Origin of the sequence: uncultured Cyclobacterium sp., assembly GCF_963976465.1 — a bacterium.
Lineage (GTDB): Bacteria > Bacteroidota > Bacteroidia > Cytophagales > Cyclobacteriaceae > Cyclobacterium.
In genome coordinates this window covers 1-1,778 of record NZ_CAXBOC010000708.1, presented here as the reverse complement: position 1 = coordinate 1,778, position 1,778 = coordinate 1, and the positions used below count along the sequence as shown (strand labels likewise).

General features: G+C 42.7%; 2 protein-coding genes. Both read left to right on the top strand.

The features are described 5' to 3' along the window. Positions 1 to 282: SUMF1/EgtB/PvdO family nonheme iron enzyme (locus tag AAC037_RS24130; protein WP_339906227.1), on the top strand; the 282-nt coding region annotated here is incomplete at its 5' end. Positions 283 to 446: 164 nt separating this feature from the next. Further along, complete coding sequence (locus AAC037_RS24125) at positions 447 to 1,763, top strand: Gfo/Idh/MocA family oxidoreductase (protein ID WP_339906225.1); 1,317 nt, start codon at positions 447 to 449, stop codon at positions 1,761 to 1,763. Positions 1,764 to 1,778: the final 15 nt, after the last annotated feature.

Sequence of the window (1,778 nt, the reverse complement as noted above, 5' to 3'; positions counted from 1 at the left end):
TTGGGAGAATTTGCCTGGTATAAAGCCAACAGCGATGGGACCACACATGAAATTGGACAGAAAAAGCCGAATCCTTGGGGCTTATATGACATCTTAGGAAATGTCAATGAATGGACCATGGGCCATTATGAAGCAAATGCCTACACCCAGCGAGGCGCTAAAGCAGACAATCCAATCAATTTGTCTGAAGAACTATACCCTAAAGTAATTAGAGGGGGAAGCTATGATGACAAGCCTGAGGAAATGACCAGCAGCAAGCGGGCTTCAAGTACTCCTGAATAGAAAAGGATCGACCCACAAATTCCAAAAAGCCAATGGTGGTTTCCTGAAGCACCTTTCTTAGGAATGAGGATTATCAGACCTCTAACACCACCTAGCAAAGAATATATTGAACAATACTATGGCACCGAGCCAATGGAAGATTATTAAAATAAACTCAATAAATAATGAAAGAAAATAATAACGAAAGAAGGAGTTTTATCAAAACTTCTGCTTTAATAACCGGAGGAGCACTGCTAAGCCCTTTCACTTTACCCGGCGCTTATGCTGCCGGAGACGATGCAATAAAAATCGCAGTTATTGGATGTGGAGGTAGAGGAACAGGAGCAGTTTTTCAGGCATTTGAAACCGGACAAAACATCAAACTTGTGGCCATGGCTGATGCCTTCAGGGATCGTTTAGATCAAAGTCACGAGCGTATTCTAAAAAAATATGGTAAGGATAAAGTAGTTGTTCCTGAAGAGAAGAAATTTGTAGGCTTTGATGGTTACAAAGAGGCAATGAAAGATGCGGATGTTGTAATCATCGCAACTCCTCCAGGCTTTAGACCTGATCATTTTGAAGAGGCTGTGCGTCTTGAAAAACAAATTTTCATGGAAAAACCTGTGGCTACAGATGCTGTAGGGATCCGCAGAATTTTAGCCGCTGCCAAAACTGCCAAGGCCAAAAAATTAAATGTGGTAGTTGGCCTTCAAAGACATTATCAAGACAATTATATCCAAACCATTGACAGAATTCACAATGGCCAGATCGGTGATATCATTGGTGGGCAGGTATTCTGGAATGACGGTGGCGTATGGGTAAGAGAACGTCAACCGGGACAGACAGAAATGGAATACCAAATGAGAAACTGGTACTATTTCAACTGGCTATGTGGAGATCACATCACAGAACAGCATGTACACAACCTGGATGTGGCCAACTGGGTGAAAAATAGCTACCCAATAAAAGCCGAAGGAACCGGAGGAAGAACCGTAAGAAGAGGCAAGGATAATGGGGAGATATTTGACCACCATGTGGTTCTTTTTACCTATGAGGATGGTACCGTTATCCACAGTGAATGTCGTCATTTCCCCGGCGCACATAACCGAGTTGACGAAAGCTTCCAAGGAACAAAAGGTAAGGCCTATATGAATGCCGGACATGTTGGTAAGTTAACGGATTTAAAAGGAAATAGCCTTTATGACCATGATGGGGCGGGCAATGCCAACCCATACCAAGTGGAGCACGACAAGTTGTTTGATGCGGTAGTGAAAGGAGAATACAAATTTGCTGATGCTGAAAATGCTGCAAAAAGTACAATGACTTCCATCTTGGGACGATACGCCACTTATTCAGGCAAACCTGTTACCTGGGAAGAAGGCATCAACGCTAACATAAACCTAAAACCTGAAAGGCTGGCTTGGGATGCAATGCCTAAAGTACTTCCAAACGAAGATGGATTTTATCCTCATGCTATCCCAGGTCAAACCAAAGTAATATAAACCCATGGAAAGAAG